Below are 23391 nucleotides of genomic sequence, written 5' to 3'. Positions count from 1 at the left end.
CAGGCGTTCAAGCACAGTCGTCCCCGACCTTCGCATCGGTGCGTACCGCGATGGCAGCCAGCCCCTCCTCCTCGCTCCAGTTGCGGACCGGCAACTCAAGCGGGTCGAATGCGGTATCTCCCTCTTCCACGGCACTGCCCGGAGCCAGGCCTGCGAAATCGAACAACCGGGCGTCTGCGAGGTGAGACGGCACCACATTGCGCATCGCAGTTGCCATCGATTCGATGCGCCCCGGATAAAGACGGGCCCACTCCTGCAGCATCGCCTTCACCTGCTTGCGCTGCGCATTCTCCTGAGAACCGCACAGATTGCACGGGATGATGGGGAACTGCATGACGCGCGCGAAGCGCTCGATATCGCGCTCGGTGCAATAGGCCAGCGGGCGGATCACGATGTGGCGGCCGTCGTCGCTCACCAGCTTGGGCGGCATGGATTTGATCTTGCCGCCGAAGAACATGTTCAGGAACAGCGTTTCCAGCAGATCGTCGCGATGGTGGCCCAGCGCGATCTTGGTCGCACCCAGTTCCGACGCCACCCGGTAGATGATGCCGCGACGCAGCCGCGAACACAGGCCACAGGTGGTTTTGCCCTCGGGTATCTTGTCCTTGACGATGGAGTAGGTGTCCTCGGTCTCGATGCGGTACTCGATGCCCAGCGACTCGAAGTGCGCCGGCAGCACGTGGTCCGGAAAGCCGGGCTGCTTCTGGTCGAGATTGAACGCGATCAGGCGGAACTTCACCGGCGCGCGCGCCTGCAGGCCGCGCAGCAGTTCCAGCATCGTGTACGAATCCTTGCCGCCGGACATGCACACCATGATCACGTCGCCGTCCTCGATCATCGAGTAATCGGCGATGGCCTGCCCCGCGGCACGCTCCAGCCGCTTGCGGAACTTCAGGAAGTTGTTGGACAGCGTTTCGGCGGTGGGCACCGGCGCTTCGAGAATGGACGGCGACATGGCGGGCTCGCCTGGGGGGCGCAAAATGGAACTGCCGGATTATACCGGTGCGGCCCTCGCGCTTCCGCGTCCTTGCTCACGGAAATGGTGGCCGAATACCTCAGCCGCCGGTTCGCACGGGGCCCCGCAGACGAGGTGCGACGGCTTGCCCCTTCCGCCATCCGCCGCACCCCGCCAACGGGACCTGTCTGCCGCGACGCTAGCGTCGTCGCAGCCCCGGCGCCGCGCCGGTGAAATGAATGCGCGCTGCCCTCCAGGCGGCATGCAGCAGGTGCTCGAGCCCCACCGCGTCACTGGCCAGTACGCGGAACACGATGCCCGCCGAATGCGGCAGCAGGCTGGCACCGGCGAGGCAGCCCGCACCTTGCGGCAGGGCGCGCAGTTCGGCCAGCAGACCCGCATCCGCGCCGCGGCCGAGCATCCAGAGGGTGCCGTGCATGCGCAGACCGCCATGACCGCCGGCCGAATTCGTGCGCCACAGTGCGCCATCCAGACACATGCGCTCGCGTGCCAGAAGTCTGCCGTCCGTCGCGCGCACCGTCATCGCGGATTCGATGCGCCGGAAACTGCCGTCGCCGCCTTCGTGGTCGTGCGCCAGAAAGCTGTCGGCGACGATGACCCGCGCGTCATCGGCCAGCTCGACCTCGATGTCGCTCACCATATGGCTGCCCGGAAACAGGATGAGCGGCGCCGGCATGTATTCGAGCAACGCATCCGGCGCCACCTGCAAGCGCATGGACTGCAGCGCACAGCCGCCCTGCATCGCATGCACGATGGTCGACGCGGGGGTCGCGACATGCGCGCGCGCGCCGGCAGCCAGCTCTATGCTTCCGGCCAGGCGCTCATGCTCGAACAGGCCACCCGATACCGACTGCAGATACACCACGCACAGATCGCGCGCTGCCGCATCCACATGAAGCGCGCGACCGACATGCACCGGATAGGCGACGAACTGACGGGCGAGATAGCCGCGGCCCGACGCCTCTCGCGCAAACGCCAGATCGACGCAGCGTCGCGCATCCGCGCGCAGCGCGGCATCCGGTGCCGTGCGCAGGACTGCATCCGCCAGTGCCGGCTCAGCGATCAAACAGCACCTCCTGCGCGATGCGTTCGACCACCGCGTCCACGCCATCGCCGTGCGCGCAATTGGTCAGCAGTGTCGGACGCCCGAGGCGTACCTCGTGCGCCTCGCTCACCATGCGATCGAGGTTCACCCGCACATGCGGGGCCAGATCGACCTTGTTGATCACCAGCAGGTCGCACTGCAATACGCCCAGCCCGCGCTTGCGCGGAATGTCGTCGCCACCGGCGACATCGATCACGAACAGCCAGTAGTCCACCAGATCGAGCGAGAACGACGAAGCGAGATTGTCACCGCCGCTTTCGATCAGGATCAGCTCCAGCCCGGGATAGGCGCGATCCAGTTCGTCGGCCGCAGCGAGATTGAGCGTCGGATCCTCGCGTATCGCGGTATGCGGGCAGGCGCCGGTTTCCACCGCCAGCACGCGCTCCGGGGCGATCAGGCCGCTGCGGCGCACGCGTTCCGCGTCCTCGGCGGTCACCAGATCGTTGGTGATGACCGCGATATCGGTACCGCGCGCCATGAAGCGCGGAATGAGCTGTTCGAGCAGCGCGGTCTTGCCGGAGCCGACCGGGCCGCCGATGCCGACCCGTGCCGCGCCACGCGGCCGTGCGTGCGGATTCAGTTGTGCGGACATGGCATCACCTCAGCATGTAAAGACGGTTGAGCGGCACGCGGTCGGCCGGCGGGCAGCCGATCACGCGCCCGTCGACGCTGACTTCAAAGGTCTGCGGATTGACCGAAATGTTCGGGCAGGCGGCGTTGCGCACCATGTCCGCCTTCTGCAGGGTGCGCGTACCCTTGCAGGCCAGCAGCGCCTTGCGGAGGTCGAGGCGGCCGTGCAGGTCGCTGTCCAGCGACGCGGCGCAGACGAAGTTCGCCGACAGGCCCTGCGGCGCGCGCCCGAATGCGCCCCACTGCGGCCGCATGATGAGTGGCTCGCAGGTCATCAGCGACGCCGCCGAATCACCCATCGCGCCCCAGGCGATGAAACCGCCCTTGACCACGATTTCCGGCTTGATGCCGAAGAAGGCGGGACGCCACAGCACGATGTCGGCGATCTTGCCCGGCTCCAGCGAGCCGACGTGCTGATCGACGCCGAACGAGCGTGCGGCATTGATGGTGTATTTCGCGATGTAGCGCAGGATGCGTTCGTTGTCCGCGCTGCGCGTGGTCTCCTCCGGCAGGCGGCCGAACTGGTCCTTCATCTTGCTGGCGAGCTGCCAGGTGCGACAGATCACCTCATTGATGCGGCCCATGCCCTGGCTGTCCGAGCCGAGCATGGATATCGCGCCCATGTCGTGCAGCACGTCCTCGGCGGCGATGGTCTGCGCGCGGATGCGGCTTTCCGCGAACGCCACGTCCTCGGGCACTGCCGGGTTCAGGTGGTGACACACCATGATCATGTCCAGGTGCTCGTCGAAGGTATTCACGGTGTACGGATTGGTCGGATTCGTCGACGATGGCAGACAGTGCGGCATGCCGGCCACGCAGATCACGTCCGGCGCGTGACCGCCGCCTGCTCCTTCCGTGTGGTACATGTGTATGGTGCGCCCGCGGGTAGCTGCCAGCGTGTCCTCCAGGAAGCCGGATTCGTTCAGCGTGTCGGTGTGCAACTGCACCTGGAAATCCATCTCGTCGGCCACCGACAGGCAGGTGTCTATGGTGGCTGGCGTGGCGCCCCAGTCCTCGTGGATCTTCAGGCCGATGCAGCCGGCCTTCATCTGTTCCACCAGCGACTCCGGGCGCGACGAGTTGCCGCGGCCGAGGAAACCGAAGTTCATCGGCCACTGTTCCGAGGCCTGCAGCATGCGGCCGACATTCCAGGCACCGCCGCAGTCTATGCCGACCGTGATCGGGCCAAGCGACCCGCCGAACATCGTGGTGATGCCGGACGCCAGCGCGTGCTCGACCAGTTGCGCCGAATCGAAATGCACGTGCACGTCCAGCCCACCCGCTGTCGCGATCAGGCCCTCGCCGTCGCGCACCGTGGTCGCGTTGCCGACCACGAGCTGCGGATGCACGCCATCCATCACATGCGGATTGCCGGCCTTGCCGATGGCGACGATGCGGCCGTCCTTGATGCCGATGTCGCCCTTCACGATGCCCGCGACGGCATCGATCACGACAACGTTGCTGATCAGCATGTCGAGCGCGCCCTGCTCCGAGGTGAGCCCGGCCATCATGCCCAGGCCGTCGCGCAGCGTCTTGCCGCCGCCATGCAGGCACTCATCACCCGGCGTCGAGTAGTCGTGCTCGATCTCTGCCAGCAGCGAGGTGTCGCCCAGGCGGATCATGTCGCCGCGGGTCGGCCCGTACATCGCCGCGTAGTCGCGTCGGGTCAGCCATGCCATCCGGAATCCTCCCTGTACAGTGGTGATCGGTTCATGCGCCGCGAAATCCTGCGGCGCGCGCGCGGGCCAGCGCGTCGTTCAGGCCGGCGCTGTCGGCGGTCGGGCCGTCGGCCAGGCGGTTCAGTCCGAATACCTCGCCGCTGCCGCCGAAGGCGACCAGCGTCACCTCCTTGTCCTCGCCCGGTTCGAAGCGCACCGCTGTGCCGGCGGCGATATCCAGATGCATGCCCCAGGCCTGCGCGCGGTCGAATTCAAGCGCACGGTTCACCTCGAAGAAATGGAAATGACTGCCCACCTGTATCGGCCGGTCGCCGGTATTCAGCGCGCGCAGCGTCATGCGTCGGCGACCGGGGTTCAGCTCGATGCGACCGTCGGCCGGAATGATTTCACCCGGTACGCGATCGGGCGTCGCCTGCATCACGGTGTCGGGTCCAGGCCGTATCGGATCGTGCACGGTCACCAGCTTGGTGCCATCCGGGAAGCTCGCTTCGACCTGGATCATCGGCATGAGCGCAGCGACGCCGGGCAGCACATCGTCGCTGTTCAGTATCTGCGAACCGTATGAGATCAGTTCGGCGACGCTGCGTCCGTCGCGCGCGCCCTCCAGGATGTCGTCCACGATGAGCGCAATCGCCTCGGGACAGTTCAGCTTCAGGCCGCGCGCGCGCCGTCGGCGCGCCAGTTCGGCCGCGTTGAATATCGTCAGTCTTTCCAGTTCGGTCGGTGTCAGCAGCATGCAGCCCTCTCCAGATATCAGTTCGCGAACAGCCGGCCCGCACGGGCTTCGTGGCGCATCGCCGCGACATCGAGCAGCGGCGCCCCGCTCCACAGCGCATCGACCCCGCATGGAGGCATGGCCATGACGCGCGCGACCAGTGGCCGCGTGCGCGCGAGCAGCCTTTGCCCCTCGGTATGTCCGATCAGGCCCAGGCGCAGCGCGGCACCGACGACCGTGGTACACAGACCGCTCGCCGCCATCGCATCGCAACCCTCGGCGCCCAGACCGTAGGCTCCCCAGATCAAGCCCTGCACAACGGGCAGATGACCGGGCATTCCGGCTGCGCGGACCTGATCCAGATAGACCTGGGCGATGCCCAGGCCGAGGTCGGCGTGCACGCGCAACTGCGTGAAGCCGAGGCGGCGGCTTGCGTCGCGCCAGCCGCGCGACAGGTTCATCGCCTCGCACACGCGGTCCAGTTCCAGCGCTTCGTTCAGCGCCGCCGCGCCGCGCTGCACCCAGGCCTCGCGCGCCGCATGCATGAGCGGTCGGTCAAATCCCGCCCAGCGCTGTTCGATATGCGCGCACAGCACCTCGAACACCTGTTCTGCGTTGCCCACCCGGCCGTCCAGCTTGAGCGACTCCAGCCCCCACGAGAACGAGGTCGCCCCGCTCGGAAAGAAGCTGTCGGCGAACTGCAGCATGCCCAGCATGGACAGCGCATCGCCGGAGTCAGCCGGCCAGCCGCCAACGGCGTCGGAAACCGGCGCGTCAGTGCGCATGGGGCACCGCCAGATAGCGCACGCCGGCAGCCGGTGCCGGCGGCGCATCGATCACCTGCGCGTGACCGCGCGCGAGCAGGTGAGAAAGACGTTTCAGATAGTCGTCGCGTGGACCTTCCAGCAGCACCCACAGGCGCTCGCCATCGAAGCGCACCTTCCAGTGCATATTGCCGGCAAAGTAGCCGGCTTCCAGCGCGCCCGCCGCACTCGTCGCACCGAGCACCAGCCACTGCGGCTCGTCCAGCACGACCAGCACCGCGCGCGCCGGTTCGAGCAGCAGCACCGCGCCATTGTCCAGCCCCGAACTGCGGTCCAGCATGAGCGCAACTTCGGTGCCGCGATCGGTGGTGACCCGCTGGCGCCGACGCGACAGGTCACGGCGCGACAGGTGGATGCGTTCGACCACGCCGTCATGTTCCATCTGGTGCAGGCGCTCGGCGATATCGGCGTCGGTCGCATGGCCGACGATGTCTGTCAGTCTGAGCATGGTGGGATCCCGGATCGTTGGCCGATGGCGGACGCCGCGCGATGCGGCATCCGCCCGGCGTGCGCGCCCGCGCACCCAGGCGGCGGGCGCCCCTGGTCACAGCGTCGGATACGGATTGGGTTCGATCAGCGGCGACTCGTACAACAGCTTCACCTGGCCATCGGCATTGAACGAACCGATGCGCGCCTGCTTCCACAGATGGTGATTGCTGTCGTGGAACTTCACCTTGCCTTCCGGCCCTTCGAATTCGAGGCCGGCCGAAGCCGCCACCACCTTGTCGACATCGAAGCTCTTCGCCTTCTCCACCGCCATCTTCCACAGGTACACCGCGGTATAGGCGCTGGCCAGGGTGTCGCCGGTGACGCGCTTGTCGCCATACTTCGCCTTGAAGGCTGCGACGAATTTCTTGTTGGCCGGATTGTCCAGGCTCTGCAGATAGCTCATGCAGGTGAGCACGTCCTGCACATTCTCCTTGCCGATGCCCGACACCTCCTCTTCCGACACGGCCAGCGCCATCACCGCGGTCTTGTTGAAGTTCACGCCGGCCGCCTTCAGTTGCTTGTAGAAGGCGACGTTGGATCCGCCCACCACGGTGCTGAGAATGATGTCCGGCTTGGTCGCCTTGATCTTGTTGATGGTGGAGCCGAAGTTGGTGCTGCCCAGCGGCAGGTATTCCTCACCCAGCACCTTGCCGCCCCCTTTCACGATGGTGGGGCGAGCGATCTTGTTGGTGACACGCGGCCAGATGTAGTCCGAGCCGATCAGATAGAAGGTCTTGCCGCGGTTGGCGAGCAGCCAGTTGCATGCCTGTATGCACTGCTGCGTGGCTTCATGTGCGGTATAGAGAATGTTGGGCGATTGTTCCTGGCCCTCGTAATAGGTCGGGTAGTACAGCAGCCCTTTCATCTGTTCGAACACCGGCAGCACGGCCTTGCGCGAAGCGGAGGTGTAGCAGCCGAACACCGCGGCCACCTTGTCGCGGTCGAGCAGCTTGCGCGCCTTCTCGGCAAAGGTCGGCCAGTCGCTCGCGCCATCCTCGACCACCGGCACGATCTTCTTGCCGAGCACGCCGCCCGACGCATTGATCTCGTCGATGGCGAGTTTCTCCGCGTCCACGACCGACGCCTCCGCCAGTGCGATGGTGCCGGTCAGCGAATGCAGGATGCCCACCTTCACCGTATCGTCCGCCAGCGCATTGCGCACCATCCACGGTCCGGCGACCGAAGCGAGCGCGAGGCCCTTGACGATGTCCCGCCTGAGTTGATTCTTCATGTCCTACCTCGATGCAATGTTGAAAGGAAAAATCGAATGGGGAGCTTGCGAATGCACCGTCGTCATTGCCGGTGCGGTGCTACGGGATCGAACAGCGCAAAGGCGAAAAAAAAGGGCCTGCCCGGATCCGGAGATCCAGGGCAGGCCCTTTTGCCTTTGTTCCGCGCCGGCAATGCTGGCAACGCGGAAAGTTGAGTCAATACTAGGAAGGCCCATCCGTGCCGTCAAGCGTCGACACGCGAAATCCGGAAAAAAATTTTCCGGCCAGGCGCCGCCCGCAACGCCGGACAATACCCATGTCATGGCGCATGAAAAAACGCTCTCCTGCACCGCGCTCTCGTGCACCGCGTTCCAGCATGCGACGGCAAGTGCCCGCCCGCCGCGGCGACCAGGCGAACCCGCCCTACCCCATGCGCCGGTACATGAAGACGCAACGTCCTGCACTGGATGCGCTTGAAGCCGGCGCCGGATGCAGGCGATAGCGCGAGATCATGAACTCATACACGGCACGCGCCGCATGCGGCGACAGCGCCGGCTTCCACAACCAGATGTCGCGTTCGGGATGAACGCCGCACAAGCCGAACAAGGCGTGTTCCGGATCGTCCGCCACGCCGATCGACCAGTCTTCCATGCGCGCGCCGAATTCCTTGATGTAACTGAAGCACTCGAACTTGATCTGCTGCACGCTGTAGCTCATGTCAGGGCTCCGGTACCGGTATCAGCCGGGCGGGCGAGCTGACGGCGGCGGTACGTGTGCGCCAGCGGTCGAACAACGCCGCCCCTTTCTGCTTCTCTTCCGCCGACATCTGCCCCAGCATGCCTTCGAGCGCGGTCAGCGCACTGCCCACGCCGTGCTGCGCGGCGAGCGAAAGCCACGCGAAGGCTTCGGCCCTGTTCTTTTCCACGCCCAGCCCGTTGCCATACATGAAGCCCAGCCTGGCCTGCGACGGAAAGTGCCCCTGCTCGGCGGCACGCCGGTACCAGTGCAGGGCCAGCGACTCATCACGCTCCCCGCCCAGTCCCTTGAAGTACACGGTAGCCAGATTGCTCTGCGCCATCGCATCGCCGGCTTCGGCGGCCTTCCTGAGCCAGTGCAGTCCCTGCGCGACATCGGGCGAGCAGCCCTGCCCCATCATGAGCATGGCGCCGGCATTGGTCTGCGCCGGCACATGCCCGCCCGCTGCGGCGAGCAGGTACCAGTCCAGCGCCTGGACCAGATCGGCAGGCACTCCTTCGCCATTGGCGTACAACGCGCCCATCCACGCCTGCGCCTCGGCGTCGCCGCGCTCGGCGCAATCGCGGAACAGCGCGAACGCCGCTGCGTCGCCGTTGCGATAGGCCGTCACCGCATCGGCGAGCGACACGCACGTCTCGATCACCTCATCCATGGATCGCTCCTTCGTCTATCGTCGTGCGTGCCCTCACTCGCTCAAGCACGACCTGCAGCAGCCAGCGCCCGCGCGCATCGGGCCTGTCATCCGCCGCGGAGCTGTCTGCGCTGCCGCACCGCTCGAGCTGGCGTTGCGTACGCTGTGCGGCGGCCAGACGCGCAGCCAGCCGCTCGCGCCATGCCACGCCATCTCCGCCCGACAGCAGCGCGAAGCGGCAGCGCGTGCGCGCCAGGGCGACGGGCTGCAGCACCACGGCGCACAGACTGTCGGCACTGCGCATCAGGACCAGATTCGGAAAATGCAGTACGGCGACCTCGCCCTCCGCCCGGTCAGCGGAGAACACCGGCCCGTCCGGCTGCGTAGCCTTCCTGTCCGAGTCAAGCAGTTGGGCCGCCACCTGCTTCCAGTTCGCCTCGCAATCCACCCATTCCATCGTGTCCGCCATGACCGAGGCGTCACCCGCGGCGAGCGCCGGCACGCAGTGCGCCAGCGCCGCCTCACTGCGGGCGAAGCCCGGACCCTGAGGCTCGAGATGGACGAACAGCAGCGGCCCGAAAGCAGCCGTGCGCACGGGCAGAAGTCGTTCCGGCCGCAGCCCGAGATACTGGAACATGTGCGGCGTACCATCGTCGAGTTCGCCGGCGCGTATCACAGGTCGATCCAGACTGTGCCCGCAGGACGTAAACGAACAGGGCGTCTTCGCCCCTTGCCGGCATTGCAGCGGCACGACGCGACAGCCGCCGTGCTGTGCCTTGTTGAAACGTCCGACCAGCCGGCCATCCCCCATCCGCTGGATATGGACCGCGTGATCGCCCACCGTGTAGGGCAGCAGATCGCCCGCCTCGGGGATTTCCGACGACAGTCCCACGCACACCCATTCGCGCGTCCAGATCGCCTCATCCTCGGCGCGCGCGAAGTCGAGTGCGCGCGACGCGCCGCCTTCGTTGAGCCCGCGCCCACCCACGACTGCAAGCTGCGCCACCTCATCCATGGTGCATGTCATGTCCATTCTCCTGTGCAGCCACCCGCCCGTCCGCAGCGGACGGGCGGGCGGACATGCGTCCGGTCAGCGCGAAGAGGCCAGCGCCGGCGACTCGTAATCGGCACGGCCGCGGTGCTTCCAGGCCTCCTGCGGTGCAGCCGGCAGCGGGCCGTCCTGCATGAAGCGGTCGAGCACGTTGCGGGTCAGACGCGAAATGTTGTTGTCGCAGTTGTTCCACGGCAGCGAACCGCAATAGGCGATGGAGCTGAACGCGAAGCAGCCGCCGCCATTCGGCGTCTCATGGAAGGTGATGTCGGCGCGCACGCGCGGATGCACGGTGCCGTCCAGGCCCTGCTGGTTGAAACCGAAGTCCTCCATCACCAGCAGATAGGCTTCCGTGTGACGGCCGGCCGAGGTGGCCACGGTCAGGATGTGCGGCGGCGAACCGAGCATGGTGTCGACGATGTCCAGTTCCAGACCGGCGGCACCGCCGCCGACCAGACCGAAATTGCCCAGTTTCTCGTCGTAGCTGATGCCTTCGAAGGCCCAGCTCACCCGTGCATCCATGCTTTCCGGCGTACGCGAGAAGTAGGACGAAATGTCGAAGCCTTCCGACGACATGCCCACACCCGCCACGGAATGCAGATAGCGGCCACGGTAGCGCCACATGCCGCCCAGCTCGCCGGTGCCCTGGTGGTAGTACTCGCCCGGATCGGCGCGCCAGGTGCGGATGCCGGATTCACAGCGCCGCATTTCGGTCATAACGCCGCGCCCCAGATGCTCATAGGCGGGATGGAAGGAATGCACCCAGTACCACGCGTCGGCGCCCATGTACATCAGGCGGCCGCCGCGCTGCGTATAGTTGTGCAGGGCGTCGAGCTGGCTGCCCGAATTGTGCTCGGGGTGCGAACCGGTGATGATGACGTTGTAGTTCTCCAGCCTGGCCAGACCGTCGTAGGTCACGTCCTCGTCGGTAAACACGTCGTACTCGTAACCCAGGGTTTCCAGCCAGCAGATGAGATGCAGATCGGCCGGGTACTGCCACGGTGCCTGAGCCAGGAAGTGGTCGTACTTCGGGCGGATGCTGAGGATGGGACGCAGCCGCGACGACAGGCAGATGCCGCTGCCGTCGGTGTGGGTGTCGTAGATGGAGCCGCCGTACTCGCGGTGTTCGGCGAGGAACATGTTCTGCTGCTGCATGATGGGCACGCGATAGACGAACAGTTCGGCGCCGCCGGCATTGCACGCCACATGCTCGTTGGCGTAGGCCATGTAACTGATGGTGGGCACCATGACCGCGATCTTCGACTGTTCCTGTCCTATCCTGGGCACCACCCAGAACGGGATGTAGTCTTCGTCACCCTCGGGCGTGGTGAGCCTGGCGGCGTAGAACCGGCTCTTGATGCCGGTGGGCACGGTCCATTCGAAACTCACCTGCCAGCGTGCGTTGTCCAGGTCGTCGTCGTGGAAATGGATGGCACCGTACTCCTTCGGCGCCACCTTCCAGTCGAAGGTCTGGCCGGCCCAGTTGTAGCCGGTCAGCGCGCGGGTCGGACAATTCACCAGTGTGGCGTGGAACTTGTACGGACCGGCATCCTTGCCCACCAGGGTGTCGATGCCATCCGAAAAATCCCAGGCGGCGACGATGGCTTCCGACAGGGCGCCGGTCGGTCCGGCATTGCGGCGCTCGGTCAGGCCCGGCTGCACGCCGCCCTTCATCATTTCGATCTCGAAGCGCGACAGCGCGCGGTTGCACAGGCGCGGGCTGTCGATCTTGCCGTTGTAGTGGCCGCCAACGATGACGCCCTGCGGCAGCGACGACAGGCCCAGCGGACCCGTATCGACATGGTCGACATGACCGGCGATCACCAGCGGCAGATCGGTGTGCTCGACCTTGCCCTTGAACGTCGCCCTGACCGGCGGGATGTCCGGGTCGAGCGCATACACCACCTGAGGTTCGTGATACAGCACCACCTCGCCGGTGTTCGCGTCGAAGCTGGCGGCGATGAAGTGCCAGGCGTGGTCCCGCAGCGGCGCACCGGTGGTGTAGGTTTCGCCATTGATGCGCAGTTCGGCACAGCCGTCGGTGTTGATGAACAGGCCGTAACCCTTGCCGCCGGACCACTTGGTCAGCAGCCCCTGGGGGCCATGCTTCCAGTAACGCTTGTCGGTCCGAGGCGTGGTGGGCCAGATCCAGCACTGCAGCGTGAAGCTGTCCGGGTTCAGTTGCGGCGCATCCGGCACGAAACCGTACGAGCCGCCGTACACCACCTGCTTGATGCCATCGTAGTCGGCCTCGCAATCGGCCTGCACCGGCTTCTCGATGAAGCCGGGGCCGCGCGGATTGGTGTCGCCGTTGATCATCTGCACGATGGATGCGTGGTACTTCGCCGGCCCGTCGCAATTGACATGGAACTTGATGGTGTCGCCCGGATGAACGCTGAACTTGTCGGCATATCCGGTCAGTCGCATTGCACACATATTCGTTTCTCCTGGCCGAGCGCCGCCCTCCGCGGGCTCGGATGCATAAGCAGTGAATGGGTGGAAGACGTTCGCGGCGGCCGTTCAGACCCGTCGCCGCGCGCGTCGGCGCGTGGCGGCGATCAGGTGGCCGGCCAGTTGTCGTCGCGCCGCTTGTAGCCTTCGTGATAGTGCTCGGGCATGCCGTCGCTTTCCTCCATCTCGTCCAGGCGCATCAGGAAGACGGCGTGCTGGATGTCCTGTTCGCTGGTATAGATCGTGTCGTCGACGAAGGTGGGCGGCACGCCGCGTATGCCGGACAGCCGGCCGATGCGCCACTCGGCGTCCACCTGGGTGCAGATCACGATCAGCTTGCCCTTGGGCGATGTGCCCCGCATGCGCAGCAGCACGCGCTTGAGCAGCGGATCCTCGTGCACGCCACCGCTGATTTCGGTGGTATCGCCCGGCGTGGCGCACTTGAGCACCGAAAACCCGGCCACGCCTGCCATCGATTTCACGCAATCGAGGTGTTCCTGGATGAGCCGGTCGCGCTCGGGCGTGCCTTTCCTGGGTATGGAAATCACAGCGTTTCTCCTGAAGAGTTGAATGGTCGGAAGCCTGTCGCGACCGGCCGACGCTGACCGGGGCGGAATACCTGATTGCGGAAGAGGAAACGGGTCGGAAAAACAAAAAGGCCTGCCGGATCCGGAGATCCGTGCAGGCCTTTTTGCCCGTCATCCGGCCGGCAGTGCTGGCGGCGGGATGCGATGAGTTGATGCTAGACAAGGTCTTTCGCCAGGTCAAGCTCTGCTAGTATCGATTGCACCCATTCCTTTTCCGGCAGCACTTCCGTGACCACAACCGATCCGATCAAGGTCGGCGTCCTGTTCTCCCGCGAAGGCGTCACCGCGCGCATCGAAAACACGATGCTCGCAGGCACGCTGTTCGCCATCCGCGAGATCAACGATGCCGGCGGAATACTCGGCCGCGAACTCGTGCCGGTCTATTACGACCCGAAATCCAGCCCCCAGATGTTCCGCACCCTGGCCACCCGCCTGGTTCAGGAGGACAAGGTCAACGTCATATTCGGCTGCTACATGTCGAGCACGCGCAAGGCGGTGCTGCCGGTGGTCGAGCGCTGGAACCGTCTGCTGTTCTGCCCCACCATGTACGAGGGCTTCGAGTTCTCGAACAACATCATCTACACCGGCGGCGCGCCGAACCAGAACAGCGCGCTGCTCGCCGACTACATGTCCAGCCATTTCGGTGCGCGGGTGTACCTGATAGGCAGCGACTACATCTTCCCGTACGAATCGAACCGCATCATGAGCGACTTCGTGCACCATCGGCAGGGCGGTGCCAAGGTCGGTGAAAGGTATGTGCATCTGGATGCGCAGGAAAGTGCCTTCACGCCCATCATGAAGGACATCAAGGCGAAGCGGCCCGATTTCATCTTCTCGACCATGGTGGGCAAGACCACCCGCATGCTCTACCAGGCCTATGCCGATGCCGGCTTCGATCCGCAGACCATGCCGATCGCCAGCCTGTGCACCAGCGAGGAGGAAGTGTCGGAAATGGGCATACGGCTGGCCGAGGGGCACTACACGGCCGGTACCTACTTCCAGTCGATAGACACGCAACGCAACCGCGACTGCGTCGCGCTGTTCCGCAAGCTGTTCGGCACCCAGGTGCAGCCGAACATGAGCTGGGAGTCGTCCTACTACCAGGTGCATGTGTTCGCCGACGCCTTCCGCGAAGCCGGCAGCGACGAACATGACATCCTGCTGCCGCATGTGCTCGGTCGCGAGTTCGAAGCACCGCAGGGCCGCATCCGCATCCTGCCGCAGAATCACCACGCCCGGCTCTACCCGCGCATCGGTCGCGTGAATGGCAGCGGCCAGTTCACGATCCTGGCGGAGACGCCGGGCGGCGTGGATGCGGATCCCTATCTGGTCAGCCACTCCTTCGACGACTGGAGCACCCGGCTGCGCATGAATTCGAGCGAAGAAGCCTCATCGTGAGCACACCACCCCGCAACAGCGGACGTGCCGGCAAGCGGATCACGCCCGAATTCCTGTCGCAGTTGCGCAATCTGCGCATCGTCGTGCTGCATCCACGCGATGCCGACGGCGAGGTGCTCATCCAGCAACTGAAGCGCATAGGCTGTCAGGTGCAGACCTTCTGGCCGCCGGTCGAGGACATTCCGGACAAGGTCGACGTGGTCTATTACGCGATCCAGTCCAACGAAATGCATGCGCCGCTGAACTTCAGCAATTTCGAACAGCCGCCCGCAGTCATCGCCGTGGTCGGCTACGAGAACCCGACCATCTTCGAAGTGATGCTGCGCCTGGGCGCGACCGGGGTGCTCAGCTCACCGGTGCGCTCCACCGGCGTGCTCGCGTCGCTGGTGCTCACCATGGGCCTGACGCAGGAAATGCGCGGCTACCGCAAGCGCGTGCAGCGGCTGGAGCAGAAGCTGCTCAGCGTGAACCAGATCAATGACGCGAAGGCCATCCTGATGCGCACCCGCGGCGTCAGCGACGCCGAGGCCTACAAGATCATCCGCGAACAGGCGATGAGCAAGCGCGTGCCGACCGAAGAGATCGCGCGGGCGATCATTCATGCCAACTCAATACTCTCCGGTTAGTTGAAAGTGGCGTCCAGTACGCCACTGGTTCAGCGCGCATTATTTGTCTCTGGAATTCACTCGGTTAGTGTTTCGAGCGGAACTGGAATTGGGGATACGGCGCGTGAGCAGGCGCGGCAGGCCGAGAGGATTCCAAGGAGTTCTGACAGCGAGCCCTCGATCAGCTCTCACCACGCGAAGAATTTCGACTACAGATGGCGTCGGCCATCGCAAAAATGCAGTCCCCAAGAGAAAAGGCCGCTCAAGAGCGGCCTTTTCATTGCTGCGAAACGGCGATCAGAAGCGAGCGTTCAGAACAGACCCGACACCTTGCCATGCTCGTCGATGTCGATCTTTTCCGAGGCCGGCGCCTTGGGCAGGCCCGGCATGGTCATCATGTCGCCGCAGATGGCGACCACGAAACCGGCGCCGTTGGCCAGGCGCACTTCGCGCACATTGAGCGTGTGGCCGCTCGGTGCGCCCTTCGCGTTCGGGTCGGCCGAGAAGGACATCTGGGTCTTGGCCATGCACACCGGGAACTTGCCGTAGTCGACGTTCCAGGCCTCGAGCTGCTTGCGCGCCGCGTCGGCAAAGGTCACCTGCCCTGCGCCGTAGATCTTGGTGGCGATGGTGGTGATCTTGTCCTGCAGCGTGGCGTTCTCGTCATAGACGAACTGGTGCTTGCCCGGTGCCTTGTCGCAGATGTCGGCCACCATGCGCGCCAGTTCCTCGGCGCCGGCGCCGCCGTGCGCCCAGTGACGGGCGATCACGAACTTGCCGCCGAGCGCTTCGATGCGGCTCTTGAGCAGCGCGATTTCGGCGTCGGTGTCGAAGGTGAAGTGGTTCACCGACACGACGCAGGGCAGGCCGTAGTGCTCGGTGATGTTCTTCAGGTGGCGCTCGATGTTGACGATGCCCTTTTCCAGCGCGGCCAGGTTTTCCTGGTTCAGGTCTTCCTTCTTCACGCCGCCGTGGAACTTGAGCGCGCGGATGGTGGCGACCAGCACGACGGCGGCGGGGTTGAGCCCGGCCATGCGGCACTTGATGTCGATGAACTTCTCGGCGCCCAGGTCGGCGCCGAAGCCGGCTTCGGTCACCACGTAGTCGGCCATCTTCAGGCCGGCCTTGGTGGCCGACACCGAGTTGCAGCCGTGCGCGATGTTGGCGAACGGACCGCCGTGGATGATGGCCGGGTTGTTCTCCAGCGTCTGCACGATGTTCGGCTTGATCGCGTCCTTGAGCAGCGTGGCCATGGCGCCCTGCGCCTTCAGGTCGCTGGCGTACACCGGCTTCTTGTCGCCCATCGTGTAGCCAATGATGATGCGGCCCAGGCGCTCCTTGAGGTCGGTCAGCGAATTGGCCAGGCACAGGATGGCCATGACTTCGGACGCGACCACGATGTCGTAGCCGTCTTCGCGCACGAAACCGTTGGCGGTGCCGCCCAGGCCGATGGTGATCTTGCGCAGTGCGCGGTCGTTCATGTCGACCACACGCTTCCACTGGATGAGGCGCGGGTCGATGCGCAGCTCGTTGCCGTGGTTGATGTGGTTGTCGATCAGCGCGGACAGCAGGTTGTGCGCGGCACCGATGGCGTGGAAGTCGCCGGTGAAATGCAGATTGATGTCTTCCATCGGCACGATCTGCGCGTAGCCGCCGCCCGCGGCACCGCCCTTGACGCCGAATACCGGGCCGAGCGACGGTTCGCGCAGGCAGATCATGGTCTTCTTGCCGATACGGTTCAGCGCGTCACCCAGACCGACGGTGGTGGTGGTCTTGCCCTCGCCCGCCGGCGTCGGGCTGATCGCGGTCACCAGGATGAGCTTGCCATCCGGACGGTCCTTGAGGCTGTTCAGGTACTCGAGCGACACCTTGGCCTTGTAGTGACCGTAGGGCTCGATCGCGTCTTCCGGGATGCCCAGCTTCGCGACCACCTCGCTGATGCGCTGCATCTTGGCCTGCTGCGCGATTTCGATATCGGATGCCATATTGGTTTTTTCCGTTCAGTTCAAATAGCGTGTACGGGACAGGACCAGTGCCCTGCCCCACCCTTGCCGTGGTCCGCGCGCTCAGCGGGCCGCCGAAATGGCGTCCGCCTTCTTGATCAGCGCTTCCGCCATGCGGATGCTGGCGATGTCTATCAGTCGTCCATCCAGCGACACGGCGCCACGGCCCTCCTTGGCGGCCTGTGCCATGGCGTCGAGGATACGGCGGGCCTTGGTCACTTCCGCGTCGGACGGCGTATAGACCTTGTTCGCCAGTTCGATCTGCGACGGGTGGATGGCCCACTTGCCTTCGTATCCGAGCACCGCGGCACGGTTGGCGGCCGCAATATAGCCGTCCGGATCGCCGAAGTCACCAAACGGGCCGTCGATCGGGCGCAGGCCGTAGGCGCGGCAGGCCACCATCATGCGGGTCTGCGCGGCGTGCCAGGGATCGGTCCAGAAGGTCTGACGCTCGCCATTCTCGTCCTTGTCGCTCAGCACCACGCTGTCCTTGTTCACGCCACCGATCACGGTGGTGCGGGCGCGCGTCGATGCCGCATAGTCGGCCACGCCGAAACTCATCGCCTCCAGACGCTTCGATGACTGGGCGATGGCCTCGACATTGGCCATGCCGAGCGCGGTTTCGATCAGCACCTCGAAACCGATGCGCTTGGTGCGCTTCTTGGCGACCTCGATCTGGGTCACCATCATGTCGACCGCATAGACGTCCGCAGCCGTGCCGGCCTTGGGAATCAGGATCATGTCCAGGCGCGGGCAGGCCTCGACGATGTCCACCACGTCGCGATACATGTAGTGGGTGTCCAGACCGTTGATGCGCACCATCATGGTCTTGTTGCCCCAGTCGATTTCGTTCAGGCCCTGGATGATGTTCTTGCGCGCCTGTTCCTTGTCGTCCGGCGCGACCGCGTCCTCGCAGTCGAGGAAGACGATGTCGGCGGCGGACTTCGCCGCCTTCTCGAACATGCCGGGGTTGGAGCCGGGAACGGCCAGTTCGGAGCGGTGCAGACGCGGGGTCGCTTGTTCGATGATCGTGAAGCTCATGGCAGGAAACTCCTCCGTTGAAATGTTGCGTTGCGCGTTTCGGGTGATCGGTGGGTGGCAGTTCGTTCAGCCGGTGGCGCCGAAACCGGCGGCCACGCAATTGATGGACAGCAGCAGCGCCTTGCGGAATTCCTCCTTGCGCTGCGCATCGTCGGTGAGCCGGAATGCCCGCAGCAACGATATCTGCTGGCGGCTCACCTGGTTGATCACCGGCAGCCGGTGATCCAGCTTCTGGCGATAGTCCGGGAAACGTTCGGCGACCTGGCGGGTACCGGACAGACGCAGGATCTGCGTGCGCGTGATGTCGTATTCGCGCGCGATCATGCCGAACACCTCCTCGCGCACGCCGGCCTCCGACACGAGCTGGCTGTATTCGCGCGCAATGTCGAGATCGACCACCGCCAGCGTCTTCTCGACTTCATCGACGATGAGCCGGAACAGCGGCGACTCGTTGAACATGCGTGCCAGCAGTGCCTCACCGCGCGCGCCGCGCACCTCGATGAAATTGGCCAGGCTGGAACCGACGCCATACCAGCCGGTGACGATGTGACGGTTCTGCGACCAGGCGAACACCCAGGGAATCGCGCGCAGCTCGGCCAACGACTTTGCGCCGAAACGACGTGCCGGACGCGAACCGATGTTCAGCAGCGATATTTCCTCGAGCGGGCTGGCTTCCTGGAAGTAGCTCACCAGACCGCTGTGCGATATGAGGTTCTGATAGGCCGCATGCGCCGCGCCAGACAGCGCTTCCAGCGCGTCGTCGAATTCCGGCGTCGAGTGGCCGCCCGCCGCGCCGCCGGACTTGAGCACATGGTCGAACACGCTGGCCGCCAGCAATTCGAGATTGAAGGCCGCCGTGCCCTTGTTCGCGTACTTGCTGGATATGACCTCGCCCTGCTCGGTCAGCCGGAACAGCCCCTGGATGGAACCCGCCGGCTGGGCCGCGATGGCGCGACCGGCCGGCACGCCACCGCGGCTGACCGAGCCGCCGCGTCCATGGAAGAAGGCGATCTTCACGCCGGATTCGCTGCCCACCGCGGTGAGCTTCACCTGCGCCTTGAACAGTTCCCAGTTCGAGGCGACGAAGCCGCCGTCCTTGTTCGAATCGGAATAGCCGATCATCACTTCCTGCACGCCGCCCAGCGCGCGCACCGAGCGCTTGACCAGCGGCACCGCGAGCAGCTCGCGCATGATGGCCGGGGCGCGGCGCAGGTCGTCTATGGTTTCGAACAGCGGCATGATGGGCAGGGAGCAGCGCTCGACGCCCGCCGGATCGGCGAACAGCCCGGCTTCCTTCGCGAGCAGATAGACGCCCAGCACGTCGGAAGCATTGCGCGTCATGCTCAGGATGAAGCTGCCGAAAGCCTCGCGGCCGACGCGCGGACGCATGTCGGCCACCAGCCGGAACAGGCCCAGCGTTTCGCTGGCAACCGCCGGCAGCCCGCACAGGTCGCGCACGCCGGTGCGCGGCTGCGCCAGTTCAGCCAGCAGCCAGTCGCGCCATTCGGCGCTGTCCTGCACCGGCGCCGGCACGTCATCCGGTTCGCCGCGACTGAGGCGCCACAAGGCCTCCAGGGTCTGCGTGACGCGCGTCGAATTCTCGCGCACATCCAGCCTGACCGTACTGAAGCGGAACATGTCCACCTGACGACGCAGCGGCACCACCTCGCTGTCGGCCAGACGGGCCAGGCGCGCGTCGCGCAGGCCGGCTTCCAGCGTGCGCAGGTCGGCGATCAGCCGCTCGGCGGATTCGTAACCGCGACGACAGGCGGCGCCCTCCTCGGCTTCGGTGCAGGCGATGGTGTCGTCGAGCTTGTTCAGGATGCAGGCGAGGAACTGGCGGAACGGTTCGCCTGGATTGCGTGCGGCGATCGCGCTGCCTTCGCCGCTTTCTTCCAGCGCCAGCGTGAGCGCATCGCGGAAGTCGCCGGACAGCACGAGCGAAGCCTCGGTGACCGACAGGCTGCGCACCAGATCGAGCACCCCCTGGCGATGCCGGCGCAGGCTGGCCAGCCGGCATTCGGTCAGCGCGCCCCGGGTGATGGCATTGGTGACGAAAGGATTGCCGTCGCGGTCGCCGCCTATCCACGATCCGAATTCGATGAAACCCGGCAGGCCGTCAGCACTGCCGAAATGAGCGGCCATCGCCTCGTCGGCGCGCGCCAGCACTTCCGGGCCGACCTCGAACAGCGTTTCATTGAAGAAATGCAGCCCCCAGGCGATTTCCTGCGACACGCTGGGCTTTTCCAGACGCAGTTCGCCGGTGAGCCAGAGCAGTTCGATCTCGTTGCGCAGTCCGTCCTCGAGTTCGGCGCGCTCGCGCGGCGTCCAGCGCGGTGACTCGAGATCGATCAGCATGCGGTAGATGCGGCGATGACGCTCCAGCACGGTCACCCGCTTGGCTTCGGTCGGGTGGGCGGTCAGTACCGGCCGCACCTTCACGCCGGCGAAGGCCTCGCGCACGCGTTCTGCGCCGAGTCCGGCCTGACGGGCGGCGGCGAGCACGCTGGCGAAGGTGCCAGGCAATGCGGCGCGGCCATGCTCGCGTTCGATCTCGCGCCGCTTGCGCATGGCGCCGTTCTGTTCGGCAATGGACAGCAACTGGAACAGGATGCCCTGGGCCTGTATGGCACGGCCCAGCATCTGCGGCGACAGCGCATTGCCGGATTCGCCGGCCAGCACCGGCAGAAGTTCGGGATGATGACGTTCGACCACTTCGCGCAGCAGCGAAAACTGCAGGTCTATCGCCTTTTCCGAGAACTGGGCCCCGGACGCGTCAGCCGACGCAGGGGCGGAAATGGGATCACTCACCACGATGGGGTCTCGCACTGTTGGACTTCGCAAGCGGGGTGGCGGGACGTCCGCCCCCATGGGGGCGGACGGAAAGCAGGGCGCGCTCCGCACGCCCCGTGCTGCTCAGGACTTACATCCGGGCCAGGACGGAGGCCACGGTGCTGCCCAGTTCGCCGGCGCTCGGCGCAACGGTCAGACCAAAGGAACGCATGATTTCCGACTTCTCGGCAGCGGTATCGCCAGCCGCCGAAATGATGGCCCCGGCATGACCCATGCGGCGACCCTTGGGCGCGGTCAGACCGGCCACATAGCCGATCACCGGCTTCTTCATGTTTTCCTTGACCCAGGCCGAGGCTTCCGCTTCCTGCGGACCGCCGATCTCGCCGATCATCACGACGGCGTGGGTGTCCGGATCTTCCTCGAACAGCTTGAGGTGATCGAGGAAGGACGAGCCATTGATCGGGTCGCCACCGATGCCCACCGAGGTCGACACACCGATGCCCAATTGCTTCATCTGCGACGCGGCTTCATAGCCCAGCGTGCCGGAACGCGACACGATGCCCACATTGCCCTGCTTGTAGATGTGACCGGGCATGATGCCCAGCATGGCCTTGCCCGGGCTGATGATGCCCGCGCAGTTGGGACCCACCATCAGCGTGCGGCGCTCCTTCGGATAGCGCATGAAGTAGCGCTTGACGCGCATCATGTCCTGCGCCGGGATGCCGTCGGTGATGGAACACACCAGCCGGATGCCCGCGTCGGCGGCTTCCATGATGGCGTCGGCGCAGAAGGCCGGCGCCACGAAGGTGATGGAGGCTTCGGCACCGGTCGCCTCCACCGCTTCCGCCACCGTGTTGAATACCGGCTTGCCCAGGTGCGTGGTGCCACCCTTGCCCGGGGTGACGCCGCCGACCACATTGGTGCCGTACTCGATCATCTCCTTGGCGTGGAAGGTGCCTTTGTCGCCGGTGAAGCCCTGGACGATGATCTTGGTCTTTTCGTTGATCAGAATGCTCATGTCTAAATCCTCTAGTGCATCGGTTATCCGCCGCGCGCCACCCGCCGGGCCGCCCTGTGGGCCCGCGCTGCCCCCTCGGGCGGCAGCGAACGGAGTGAGCGTGGGGGTCTCTTCACTCAGCTCGCGGCGTGGGCGCGGGCGGCATCGACCGCCTTCTGCGCGGCCTCGGTCAGCGAATCGGCGCTGATGATGGGCAGGCCGCTGTCGCGGATGATGCGACGGCCTTCCTCCTCGTTCGTGCCGGCCAGGCGGACGATGAGCGGAACGGTGATATCGATGTCGTTGCAGGCCTGCACCACGCCCTGCGCCACCCAGTCGCAGCGGTTGATGCCGGCGAAAATGTTCACCAGGATGGCCTTCACGTTCTTGTCGGACAGCACCAGGCGGAAGGAATTGGCCACGCGCTCGGGCGAGGCGCCGCCACCGACGTCGAGGAAGTTGGCCGGGGCACCGCCGGCGTACTTGATGGTATCCATGGTGGCCATGGCCAGACCTGCGCCGTTGATGATGCAGCCGATGTCGCCGTCGAGGCCGACATAGTTCAGGTTGTGCTCGGCCGCCTGCACTTCGCGCGGATCCTCCTGCGACGGATCGCGCATGTCGGCCACCGCGCGCTGGCGGAACATCGCGTTGTCGTCGAACGACATCTTGGCGTCGAGCGCCAGCACGCGGTCGTCCTTGGTCACCACCAGCGGGTTGATTTCGACCATGGTGGCGTCCAGATCGCGGAAGGCACGGTAGGCACCCATGATGGCGGTGACCGCGCGCGACACCTGCTTGATGTTCAGGCCCAGACCGAAGGCGATCTGGCGCGCCTGGAAGGCCTGCAGACCGACTGCCGGCTCGACCACGACCTGCATGATCTTTTCCGGAGCAGTGTGTGCCAATTCTTCGATTTCCATGCCGCCTTCGGCCGACGCGATCACGCGCACACGTTCGGCCTTACGGTCCAGCACGATGCCGAGGTACAGTTCACGTTCGAAGGGCTCCGCCACTTCGACATACACCCGCTGTACCGGCTTACCTTCCGGTCCAGTCTGAACGGTCACAAGCCGTTTGCCGAGCAGTTCGCGGGCTGCGGCGTCAACTTCGTGATATGTCTTGCACAGCTTGATGCCACCAGCCTTGCCACGCGCACCGGAATGCACCTGGGCCTTCACCGCCCAGTGCCAGCCACCCAGTTCGGTCGCGGTATACACAGCCTGATCCGGGCTGTAAGCCACGCTGCCGCGCGGCACCGGAACCCCGAATCCCGCCAAGAGCTCTTTCGCTTGGTACTCGTGAATGTCCATGCTTCACCTTCTGTCGTGAGGAAGTTGGGAGGCAGCCCGGAAACCCGGGCCCTGGATGCCCGTGTACAGGCCGGGCACCGAATTCGATGAAAAGAATTATGGATGAGGGTTGTTCAATTAAGATTCACTTATACTT

20 protein-coding genes are annotated in these 23391 nt (G+C 65.2%); 2 read left to right on the top strand and 18 right to left on the bottom strand.

From position 1 onward, the window contains the following. Window positions 1–7: 7 nt before the first annotated feature. The 13 genes from ttcA to A3Q7_RS0102530 form a co-directional block, all read right to left on the bottom strand. Window positions 8–955, bottom strand: a complete 948-nt coding sequence (gene ttcA, locus A3Q7_RS19280; RefSeq protein ID WP_018410294.1) for a tRNA 2-thiocytidine(32) synthetase TtcA — start codon at window positions 953–955, stop codon at window positions 8–10. A gap of 199 nt (window positions 956–1154) precedes the next feature. Beyond that, on the bottom strand, window positions 1155–2042 hold the full coding sequence (locus tag A3Q7_RS0102585) for an urease accessory protein UreD (RefSeq protein WP_018410293.1): 888 nt from the start codon (window positions 2040–2042) through the stop codon (window positions 1155–1157). Continuing rightward, complete coding sequence (ureG, locus tag A3Q7_RS0102580; protein WP_018410292.1) at window positions 2032–2673, bottom strand: urease accessory protein UreG; 642 nt, start codon at window positions 2671–2673, stop codon at window positions 2032–2034. The genes A3Q7_RS0102585 and ureG overlap by 11 nt, the downstream gene beginning before the upstream one ends. Before the next feature lie 4 nt (window positions 2674–2677). After that, complete coding sequence (gene ureC, locus A3Q7_RS0102575; RefSeq protein WP_018410291.1) at window positions 2678–4390, bottom strand: urease subunit alpha; 1713 nt, start codon at window positions 4388–4390, stop codon at window positions 2678–2680. 31 nt (window positions 4391–4421) lie between these two features. Then, entirely contained in the window at window positions 4422–5126 is a 705-nt protein-coding gene (locus A3Q7_RS0102570; RefSeq protein ID WP_018410290.1) for an urease subunit beta, read from the bottom strand. Between the two features lie 17 nt (window positions 5127–5143). Beyond that, a complete protein-coding gene (locus A3Q7_RS0102565) occupies window positions 5144–5890 on the bottom strand; it encodes an urease accessory protein UreF (RefSeq protein WP_018410289.1) in 747 nt (248 codons plus the stop codon). Further along, window positions 5880–6377 (bottom strand): urease accessory protein UreE, encoded by a 498-nt coding sequence (locus A3Q7_RS0102560; RefSeq protein WP_018410288.1) that lies wholly within the window; start codon window positions 6375–6377, stop codon window positions 5880–5882. Before A3Q7_RS0102560 ends, A3Q7_RS0102565 begins: the two co-directional genes overlap by 11 nt. Before the next feature lie 96 nt (window positions 6378–6473). Further along, on the bottom strand, window positions 6474–7649 hold the full coding sequence (urtA, locus tag A3Q7_RS0102555) for an urea ABC transporter substrate-binding protein (protein ID WP_018410287.1): 1176 nt from the start codon (window positions 7647–7649) through the stop codon (window positions 6474–6476). A 403-nt stretch (window positions 7650–8052) separates the two neighbouring features. Next, window positions 8053–8346, bottom strand: coding sequence for a hypothetical protein (locus A3Q7_RS0102550; protein WP_018410286.1), 294 nt, complete (start codon window positions 8344–8346; stop codon window positions 8053–8055). A 1-nt stretch (window position 8347) separates the two neighbouring features. Continuing rightward, window positions 8348–9037 carry a tetratricopeptide repeat protein gene (locus A3Q7_RS0102545; RefSeq protein WP_018410285.1) on the bottom strand — a complete coding sequence of 230 codons (690 nt, stop codon included), beginning with the start codon at window positions 9035–9037 and terminating at the stop codon, window positions 8348–8350. Next, complete coding sequence (locus tag A3Q7_RS0102540; protein WP_157278072.1) at window positions 9030–10043, bottom strand: Rieske (2Fe-2S) protein; 1014 nt, start codon at window positions 10041–10043, stop codon at window positions 9030–9032. Before A3Q7_RS0102540 ends, A3Q7_RS0102545 begins: the two co-directional genes overlap by 8 nt. Before the next feature lie 63 nt (window positions 10044–10106). After that, window positions 10107–12503: a N,N-dimethylformamidase beta subunit family domain-containing protein gene (locus A3Q7_RS0102535; RefSeq protein WP_026224401.1), complete on the bottom strand. Its 2397-nt coding sequence runs from the start codon at window positions 12501–12503 to the stop codon at window positions 10107–10109. Window positions 12504–12625: 122 nt separating this feature from the next. Further along, entirely contained in the window at window positions 12626–13066 is a 441-nt protein-coding gene (locus A3Q7_RS0102530) for a N N-dimethylformamidase small subunit (protein ID WP_018410282.1), read from the bottom strand. Window positions 13067–13333: 267 nt separating this feature from the next. On the opposite strand from A3Q7_RS0102530, the gene A3Q7_RS0102520 reads away from it, so the two are divergent. Together A3Q7_RS0102520 and A3Q7_RS0102515 are read left to right on the top strand one after the other, a co-directional pair. After that, window positions 13334–14503 (top strand): transporter substrate-binding domain-containing protein, encoded by a 1170-nt coding sequence (locus A3Q7_RS0102520; protein ID WP_018410281.1) that lies wholly within the window; start codon window positions 13334–13336, stop codon window positions 14501–14503. Further along, window positions 14500–15129, top strand: coding sequence for an ANTAR domain-containing response regulator (locus tag A3Q7_RS0102515; RefSeq protein WP_018410280.1), 630 nt, complete (start codon window positions 14500–14502; stop codon window positions 15127–15129). Before A3Q7_RS0102520 ends, A3Q7_RS0102515 begins: the two co-directional genes overlap by 4 nt. Before the next feature lie 290 nt (window positions 15130–15419). Here the strand turns inward: A3Q7_RS0102515 and A3Q7_RS0102510 are convergent, their stop codons facing one another. The 5 genes from A3Q7_RS0102510 to A3Q7_RS0102490 form a co-directional block, all read right to left on the bottom strand. Next, a complete protein-coding gene (locus A3Q7_RS0102510) occupies window positions 15420–17093 on the bottom strand; it encodes a formate--tetrahydrofolate ligase (protein WP_018410279.1) in 1674 nt (557 codons plus the stop codon). Window positions 17094–17174: 81 nt separating this feature from the next. Further along, window positions 17175–18152 carry an HpcH/HpaI aldolase/citrate lyase family protein gene (locus A3Q7_RS0102505; RefSeq protein WP_018410278.1) on the bottom strand — a complete coding sequence of 326 codons (978 nt, stop codon included), beginning with the start codon at window positions 18150–18152 and terminating at the stop codon, window positions 17175–17177. Window positions 18153–18218: 66 nt separating this feature from the next. Continuing rightward, window positions 18219–20963: a phosphoenolpyruvate carboxylase gene (locus A3Q7_RS0102500; RefSeq protein ID WP_018410277.1), complete on the bottom strand. Its 2745-nt coding sequence runs from the start codon at window positions 20961–20963 to the stop codon at window positions 18219–18221. A gap of 112 nt (window positions 20964–21075) precedes the next feature. Beyond that, complete coding sequence (sucD, locus tag A3Q7_RS0102495) at window positions 21076–21963, bottom strand: succinate--CoA ligase subunit alpha (RefSeq protein ID WP_018410276.1); 888 nt, start codon at window positions 21961–21963, stop codon at window positions 21076–21078. 116 nt (window positions 21964–22079) lie between these two features. Next, window positions 22080–23255, bottom strand: a complete 1176-nt coding sequence (locus tag A3Q7_RS0102490) for a malate--CoA ligase subunit beta (protein WP_026224400.1) — start codon at window positions 23253–23255, stop codon at window positions 22080–22082. Between the last annotated feature and the right edge of the window lie 136 nt (window positions 23256–23391).

The sequence above is a fragment of the Methyloversatilis thermotolerans genome, assembly GCF_000372885.1.
Taxonomy (GTDB): domain Bacteria; phylum Pseudomonadota; class Gammaproteobacteria; order Burkholderiales; family Rhodocyclaceae; genus Methyloversatilis; species Methyloversatilis thermotolerans.
Note: the sequence above shows the minus strand (reverse complement) of the source record. Positions and strands in the feature narration are given on the sequence as shown.